Here is an 8,694-nt window from a genome sequence, read left to right as displayed (position 1 = left end):
GACGGCATGCACGGCCAAGCCGACTGAATCGGGAATGGCGAAGTCATAGTTCTTCTCATCGCCGTGGTTCGCCCCCAGGTGGGGAACTGTGTCCCAAAGCCCCATGAAGCGGAAGTTGATGCAGCGCATGTTGCCGCCCGTGTTCGCTGAGCTGAACTGCCTGGAATCACCCAACATCTTCTCGATCTGACTGACCCACGCACGCGCTTCAGCCGCTCCCCGGCTGAAGCCCACCACATCGATATCCAGCCAAGTGCCCTTGTTGGCCGCGTCGCTCTTGATGAACTGCTCCAGGAAATCTGTTCCCAAGGCCAGCCGCTCTTTGAACCCATCGCCTGTGGCCTCACTGCCTTTTACAGGCATGTCTTCGTTAGTGGTGCCAATGCCCGTGATGTAAAAGGCCCTCCCATTGATGTCTTGGTCATACGCCAAATAAAACTTCCGCACATTCGACAGGCTGGCGCCTTCTTGTGCCGGCGCTGAGTTCCCGGTCCCATCGAACGCGAACAGGATCAGCCCGAAGGGATCGGCATAGATCAGCGGGTTGTGGTTGGCGTAGGCATACGGCTGCGTAAGCAACTGGCCCGAACGCCAGTTGGGCAGCGGCCCCAATGGATCGGGCTCCAGGTACTCGCCGCGCTGCGGGTCGTAGGTGCGCAGCACGTTGTCGTGCCAGCCGGTTTCCGCATCGAAGTATTGCCCTGGCAAGCGCAGGTTCAGCGCGAAGCCTTCGGGCGTATGGGCGGTGTGGGCCACGGTCTGGGGGCCGACCATTCCGTAGGCCGTGGGTTTTGCGCGCCAGATCACCCGCGCCTTCGCATCCGTCACCGCCACCGGCGTGCCGATCTCGTTGGCGTGCACGAAGCGCAGTTCGCCCCCATCGGCGCTGAGCCAGCGCCACAGCGCCACGAACCATGCGCCGACGTCGCCTTCATCGGCTCGCAGCTCCGCACCATCGGCGTAGTCGATCACCGCCACCGGCACGCTGTGCGCGTAGACGTAGCGGCGGGCCAGCTTCGCGGGATAGACCTTGGCTGCTGCGGAGATGGCTTGAGGCTGCGTTTCCGCGACAAGCTTCATGCCTTGCCACAGGTACTGCGTTTGTTGCGCACCCTTGGCCTCCCCGCCCGGGCCGTAGACCGTCTTCGCAATGCGCAGGCCGTGCGTGTTGTGGGTGTAGCGCGCCAGCAAAGTGTCGGCCTGCCGCACCTCGGCCAACCTCCGATCCGCACTGTAGGCCAGAACGCGTTCCAGCTGGCCCGGCATGCCGCCGATGCGCAGCGGCAGGCCCGTCGCGTCGCGCTGCACGCTCACACCGCGCCAGTCATGGTCCTGCCCCTGCCAGCGGGCTGCTTGCAAACGGCCTTGGGGGTCGAAGGCGTAGTACTCTGGCTGCGCCGCATCGGGCTGTTTTGCAGCGGGCTTCGCTGCGGCGGCGTCATCGCCCCCGGGCTGCGCCAGCAGTAGGCGGCCCCCTGTGTCATAGGCGAAGCCGATGTGTTGCACTGCCGCGTCCTCGCCCTCGCCCTCTTGCATGCTGCGCTGCCGCATGCGACCCAGCAGGTCGTAGCCAAAGCCCGTTTGCATCAGCATGGGCGCCGCCGGGTTGGCGGGCTGCGCCATGGCCGGGTCCAAGGCCGAGGCCGCGGATGCGCCCGTCCGGGCCGCTTGCGATGCCTGCGCCCGCGCCTGCGGCAGCCACGCCGTCATCCACTCGTCCAGCCAGCCCGCCCGCTGGCCTGGCAACTCCCAGCGCATCCTCGCCAATTGGCCTTGCCCATTCAAATGCCAGCGCAGCGCCACGCCGTTGCCCCAGCGGTAGCCCTGCTCCGACTGGAACAGGGCCGGCAGCGCGAAGGTGTCCTGGGCTGCCCCCCGGCTTGAAGCATCCTTGACCACCGTGGCCGCCCATGGCTCGATCACGGTGTGCTGGCCCAGGCCCAGCCGGTCGCCCAGCCAGCCGGCCACGGTCTGTCCCAGCACGGCCTCGGCCCGCCCGTCCCGGTACCTCACGGCCTTGAGCTGGCGGCCCACGCCCCATTCGTAGCGCAGGCTGCCCCCTTCGGGCAGGTGCCACGCCAACAGTCGGTCGGCCTCGTCATGGTCGTAGCGTTCGGTGGCCTGCTGGCCGGCCAGCCCCTTGCCAGCCTGGCGAACCAGGGTACGCTGGCTCAGGCGGCCCAGATCGTCATAGACCAGCCGCTCCTGTTCGTGCGGGTGCTCGATGCGCACGAGGTGTACGCCTTCGTAGCTCAGCCGGGTTTCCTGCGCAGGGCTTCCAGGCCGCTGCACGGTGTGCCCGACGATGCGCCCCAGCGCATCGCGCTGCCAGTCCCATGTGCCGCCATCGGCCATCGTGCGCCGCACCAGGCGGTTGTTCTCGTCGTACTGGCGGGCCTCCAGCCCCGTCTGCGGGGTGCGCAGCGCCACCAGGCGGCCGAAGTCGTCCACCCAACCGTTCGAGCCTGGCCAGGCGGACGAGGGGATGCCGGGTTCGGCCTGTGCCGACGGTTCAGGCTGGACGGGCGGCACCAGCCAGCGCATCTGCCCCTGGTTGCTGGTCAGCGCCACGGCCTGGGCCAGGCTGTCTGACATCCCTGGGGCACCCTTCATCGCATCGAAGTACGTGATGTGCTGCACCTCGCCCCCGGGCAGCTCGATGCGCGTCGGGCGCATCAGCGCATCGAAGGCCGCCCGGGCCCGCGCGCCGCCTCGCCGCCACTGTGCGGGCTCGCCCGTTGGCAGGTACTGCTGCGCCACCGCCATGCCGTCGGCGGGCACCTCCTGCGTGATGCGGCCGGCCTCGTCGTGCTGTGTCCAGCGGTGCGCCATGCCCAGCGGCAGGTGCATCGCTTGCACGTGGTTGGCCTTGGCATCCCATTGGTAGCGGTTGGTGTCTGCAGTACCGGGCAGCGGCCCGTCCACCGCCACGAGCACGCTGCGACCATTGATGCGACCGTACTCGTAACGGGTGATGCGCCTGATCGGGCTGGCCTGATCAGGCAGGGCCGCGGGCTGGCCCTGTGCATTGAGCGGGCTGTAGCCGGTCTCCTCCATGCTGAGCACTTGCCTTCGGTCGTTGTACGTGAACCGCATCTGGTGCTCACGGCCCGCCACCACGCTGGGCCTGGCGATCAACGCGGGCTGTTCGCCCGCGGCGCCAAATTCGTAGCGCAGCATCCAGCGTTCGGCCCCCGGCTTGCCGTCGCGGTAGGGGACACTGCTGACCTTGATCACCCGATCCAGCGGGTCGTAGGCCGTGCGCACCCCCTGCAGGGGCCTGCCTTGGCGATCAAGCTGGATCTCTTCGGTCAGCCGGCCTTTGCGGTCATAGCCATAGCGCATGTTGGCCCGCGGGCAGGGCAAGGCCGCCGGGCAGGGCTCGCCCCGTGTCTCGGTGATGCGGTAGTCGCCGGCCACCATGGCGCTGCGGATCTCCAGGCGTCGGCCATCGGGCCGCTCGGCCGTTCGCCCGTGTACCAGCACGCTGAGTCCTGGTGTGCTGCCGGGCAACTCGCTCAAGCTGGCACGCTCCAGCACGGCCAGTTCCACCTTCTGGCCCGCATGCTCGCTGTGCACGGCCCAGCCGCGCTGGTCATAGCCATAGGTGGAGATACGTTGGTTGAGCGCTTGTCCATCACTGCCGCTGCCAGATACGCTGATGCCGGTGAGCAGGGTGGGAAAGCGTGCATCTTCGTAGTGATAGCTGCGGCTGACCGAGCTGGTGGTGGTGCCTCGGCTGGTCAGTGGGTGAGCAGGCTTGTCTGCATCGTAGTGCGTGGGCAGATGCACCTTGACCAGGTTGGCCGCCAACTGGATCTTGTCGACCTGCGTGCCCTTGGGTGGCGAGGTGCCATATTCATAGGCGTAGCGGCCCACGGGCGTGTCGATGCTTTGCACGCCGGTGAAGCGCACGGGCTGTTCCTGGCCACGCGCCCGCTCGGCATAGTTGAGCTTGAACTGGCGGCCTTGGGGATCGGTGACCTGCACCAGGTGGCCTCGGGCGTCATGCTGCAAGGTGACGAACTCGCCCGTGGGCACGGCGATCTGCACCAGCTTGCCGCGGTGGTCGAAGCTCAGGCGACGGCCATCGGGCCAGGTCCATACGTACTCATCGCCGCGCGGGCCGCGGCGGATGGCGATACGCCCGTCGGACGCGCGCGACGTGCCGCAATGGCTGGGATCGAGCAGGTCCCGGCTGAAGATCAGGCGGGCGCCGTCGGCCTGCACGATCTGCAGGGCGCGGCCCACCACGTGCAACTCGGTCTCGTACGAGAGCTTCCAGCCCCGGCCCATGATGCCATTGGGAAAGCCGGCGCCGCTGAACTGGCTGTTGTAGTGGCGGACCAGCTCCAGGCCCAGCACGCCGGGCAGGGCGGGCAGGTCGACCTCGCGCTGGTACTTGTTGCCGGTGATCACGTTGATGGGGTTGCCGCCGCTTTCGTCCACCGTCTTGTCGTTCTTGCTGGCGGGGCCGCCCGTCCCGCAGGCTGTGGGCCCGGTCGCTTCGCCGCAGCTCGATGTGGGGCCGGCCGAACGAGCTGGCGAAGCCGCCGCGGCCATGGTCTGGGCCTGCATGGCCCCCGGCAGCATCAGGCCCAGGCACGCCCATAGGGCGACGGACACCGGCCATGCCGATCCTGTTTGATTTCTCATGCTGCCGCCCCGACCCTCAAGGGCCGACGCCTTCCCTGTTTAATGGTTTATGGGTGATCCGGGCGACAAGGGGGATACGGAGGCGGCCACCTTGCCAAGTCGAATCGTGCCCCTTCATCTTCAAAGGGGCGCTGCCAGTATAGAGATCAGGACACGGCGGGGCCATCCCTCCGTGGGGGGAATGTGGCCAACCTGCAGGTCAGGCGCGGAGCCCATGACCAGGGATCGCGCAGCGGCTTCGCGCGTTCGGGCGCTCAGCCGCAGTATGGTGCCGCTACACGCTCAGCCGCGCAGCGTGCGCGAGTGCGCGTGCACCGTGTCCACCAGCGTGCTCACGTGCTCAGGCGGGGTGAACTGGCTGATGCCGTGGCCCAGGTTGAAGATGTGACCGCCCTTGGTGCCAGGGTTGCCGAAGCTGTCCAGCGCCTTGATCACCTCGGCGCGGATCTGCTCGGGTTGCGCGAACAGCACGTTCGGATCCAGGTTGCCCTGCAACGCGACGCGGTCCTGCACGCGCTGGCGAGCCTGGCCCAGGTTCACCGTCCAGTCCAGGCCGACCACGTCGCAGCCGGTGTGGGCGATCTGTTCCAACCACAGGCCGCCGCCCTTGGTGAACACGATATGCGGGATACGCACGCCTTCGTGCTCCTTCTTGAGCTGGCTGAGCACGCGCTGGGTGTAGGCCAGGCTGAAGGCCTGGAAGGCGCCATCGGCCAGCACGCCGCCCCAGGAGTCGAAGATCATCACGGCCTGGGCGCCGGCTTCGATCTGCGTGTTCAGGTACAGGGCCACGGCATCGGCGTTGACCTCGAGGATGCGGTGCATCAGGTCAGGGCGCTGGTACATCAGGGTCTTGACCAGACGGTAGTCGTCGGAGCCGCTGCCCTCGACCATGTAGCAGGCCAGCGTCCAGGGGCTGCCCGAGAAGCCGATCAGCGGCACGCGGCCAGCGCCGTCGGCATTGGTCAGGGCCTTGCGGATGGTGCTGACGGCATCGAACACATAGCGCAGCTTGTCCATGTCGGGCACGGCCAGCTTGGCCACGGCGGCTTCGTCGCGAACGGGGCTGGCAAAGCGCGGGCCTTCGCCCTGCGCGAAGCTCAGGCCCAGGCCCATCGCGTCGGGCACCGTCAGGATGTCGCTGAACAGGATGGCGGCGTCCAGGTCGTAACGGGCCAGCGGCTGCAGGGTCACTTCGCAGGCGTAGTCGCGGTTGGTGGCCAGGCCCATGAAGCTGCCAGCCTTGGCGCGGGTGTCGCGGTACTCGGGCAGGTAGCGGCCGGCCTGGCGCATCAGCCACACGGGCGTGCAGTCGGTGGGCAGGCGCAGGCAGGCCCGCAGGAAGCGGTCATTGGCCAGGCGGGGCAGGGCGGGGACGGTGGGGATCATCGCCTGATTGTAGGGGGCGACCGGCGGGGGCTGGCCCGAGGGGCAGCGGCGTGCGGGTTTCGGGTGGCTTGGGTGCACGACATTCCCTAGGCACAAATCACCATGGCGGAGAAGGATGGCGCTCGGCATGATGTCGCCATGCCTGACACACCTGGTCCCACCTTTTCCCTCAATCACACGGAACACTGCTACGTGGCCTTCGATGGGGCGATGGGCTCCATGGTGCAGCCCTATCTACTGCAGTTCAATGCCCCCTTGGCGGAGGCAACGGTGCGCCAGTTGGTGCGTGAACTGGTCTCTGTCTTTCCTCGCTTGCGTGGGGTGGCCGAGGCGGGTGCTCACTTCTATCATCTGCGCATCTTGCCGGATGGTGCTGTGATCGATCAAAAATTCGAGCACGCGTGGCGGGTGGATGCCCATGTCGATGCAACTGATGATCGTGCCCTTGAGGCATTGCACAACCGTCTCCTCAATGAGGTGTTGCCGCTGGAGCATGGCCTGGGCTGCCGCTTCGTGTTCATCCCCCATGAGCGCACCCCGGTGCTTTTTTTCTGCATGCACCACATGCTGGGTGATGGGCGCACCATGATCGCGTTGGTCACCGCGCTGCTGCGGCGACTCAATGGCGAGCCGACCATGCCTGTGCAGCCTGTGGAGGATCCGTCGCTGCTGGGTGCGCTCAAGCCGGCGCACTGGTGGCAGTGGCCGCAGCAGATGTGGCGCTCGCGCCGCCACCAGGTGACGCAGGCCCGCAGTTTGGCTGGGCTGCATGCGCTGCAGGTGTGCAGCCCACAGGGCCCCTACTTGTCGGTGCATGCGCTCAGGCACTACACCGTGCCTTGTCGTGCGAGCGCTTTGCGCCCTTTGGCGCGTCGATTGGGCATCTCGGTCAATAGTCTGATCATGTTGGCCCTTGCAGAAACCTACCTGGCGCAGGCTCCGGACGATCCGCAGGCTGCGGCAGTGATCCGTCAGTCGCTGGATCTGCGCCCCTACTTTCCGAAATCGGACGGCCACGGTTCCCTGTGGGGGAATCATGTAGGGGCCTTCCTGGTGATCGAGACGGGCAGAAAGAGCTTGAGCGAGCGGGCGCAGTCAATCAAGGCGCAGGTCGATGCCGCTGTTGCCCGCTACGAGCGGCGCGAAATGTTCTGGGGCTATGCCTGGTTCAGTCTGGTTCCCTGGTTGGGGCGAACCTTGTTGGGCTCAATCACGGTGAACATGCTGCGCAAGCGGCGCGGCCCTCGCATCAGTTGTCATGCCACCAGTCTGGGCAATGTGGCAGACCTGCACCGCCCCGATGATCAGGTGCGCCTGCTGCGCTGGGTGCCTGGCGTGCCCAGCCTGTCGATGATGCACATCGTGAGCGAACTCAATGACCAAATCATCATGCCCTTGAGCTGGCAACTCTGCGAGGCCGGTTTGGCCCACATGGACGCCTATCTGCGCCGTCTGGACGAGGTGTTCCTGGGTCTGGCCGAAAGTGCACGCAAAGACGCTGGCACCTCTGCCCCACTCAATTCAACGTCTTGCGGTAGCTCTTGATCGAGGTGACCAGGAACACCAGGAAGGCCAGGCCGATGGGCCACAGGTTGGTCACCATGTCGGCCATCTGGAACTCCTTGAGGAACACGCCCCGCGCCCCACGGATGAAGTAGGTCATCGGCAGGGTGGACGAGATCCACTGCGCCCACTGCGGCATGCCGCTGTACGGGAACATGAAGCCCGAGAGCATGATGGTCGGCATCATGTAGTAGAACGACAGCTGCATGGCCTGGATCTGCGACTGCGCCGCCGTCGAGATCAGGATGCCCACCATCAGCGTGGTCACGCCGTAGGTGAACAGCAGCGCGGCCAGGGCCCAGGCGCTGCCCGTCAATGGCATCTTGAACAGCCAGAACGCGATCACCAGGATGCTGAGCACCTGCACGATCCCCATGAAGAAGTAGGGGATCATCTTGCCGACGATCACCTCAGACGGTGCTGTGGGCGTCACCATCATGAACTCCATCGAGCCGCGCTCCTTCTCGCGCGTGATCGACATCGCCGTCATCATGATCAGCGACATGTTCAGGATCATGCCGATCACGCCGGGGATGATGTAGAAGGTGTGCTCGCCCTGCGGGTTGAAGCGGCGCTGCACGCGCACGTCCACGTTGGGGCCGGTGCTGGGCACGTGCAGCTGGTCGCGCCGCAGGATGTGCGCGGCCACCTGCCGCGCCACCTCGCCGGTCGACGAGATCGCGCCGTTCAGCGACACCGGGTCGGTCGCATCGGCTTCTACCAGCAGTTGCGCCGTCTTGCCGGCCATCAGGTTGCGCGTGAAATCAGGCGGGATCTCGATGACGACGGAGGTCTTGGCCTGGCGCAGGTAGTTGCTGGCCTGCTCGGCCGACATCTCGCGCGGGTCCACCTTCAGGTAGACGCTCTGGATCAGGGCGGCACGGTACAGGCGCGAGAACTCGCTCTTGTCGTGGTCCACCATGATGGTGTCGATGTGGCGCGGATCGGGGTTGATGGCGTAGCCGAACACGATCACGTAGCTGATGGTGGCGATCATCAGCGAAATGAAGGTGAGCCGGTCGCGCACCATGTGCAGCCACTCTTTCTGGGCGATGGCGTAGACGCGATGGGGAGACATGACTGCTC

Annotated in this window: 4 protein-coding genes; 1 reads left to right on the top strand and 3 read right to left on the bottom strand. The window is 66.3% G+C overall.

Annotated elements, in window-relative coordinates; genetic code table 11:
- Both WAQ08_RS12910 and hemE read right to left on the bottom strand, forming a co-directional pair.
- Positions 1–4,626: DUF6531 domain-containing protein (locus WAQ08_RS12910; protein WP_422191985.1), on the bottom strand; the 4,626-nt coding region annotated here is incomplete at its 3' end.
- A 312-nt stretch (positions 4,627–4,938) separates the two neighbouring features.
- The gene (hemE, locus tag WAQ08_RS12905) at positions 4,939–6,045 is read right to left on the bottom strand and encodes a uroporphyrinogen decarboxylase (RefSeq protein ID WP_422191984.1); all 1,107 of its coding nucleotides are present in this window, start codon (positions 6,043–6,045) and stop codon (positions 4,939–4,941) included.
- Positions 6,046–6,183: 138 nt separating this feature from the next.
- On the opposite strand from hemE, the gene WAQ08_RS12900 reads away from it, so the two are divergent.
- A complete protein-coding gene (locus WAQ08_RS12900; RefSeq protein ID WP_422191983.1) occupies positions 6,184–7,590 on the top strand; it encodes a hypothetical protein in 1,407 nt (468 codons plus the stop codon).
- Here the strand turns inward: WAQ08_RS12900 and WAQ08_RS12895 are convergent.
- Entirely contained in the window at positions 7,562–8,686 is a 1,125-nt protein-coding gene (locus WAQ08_RS12895; RefSeq protein ID WP_422191982.1) for an ABC transporter permease, read from the bottom strand. The genes WAQ08_RS12900 and WAQ08_RS12895 overlap by 29 nt on opposite strands.
- Between the last annotated feature and the right edge of the window lie 8 nt (positions 8,687–8,694).

This window comes from Aquabacterium sp. (assembly GCF_049274795.1).
Classification (GTDB): domain Bacteria; phylum Pseudomonadota; class Gammaproteobacteria; order Burkholderiales; family Burkholderiaceae_C; genus Aquabacterium.
The sequence above is the reverse complement of the archived record's forward strand: the minus strand, read 5'-3'. Positions and strand labels throughout refer to the sequence as shown.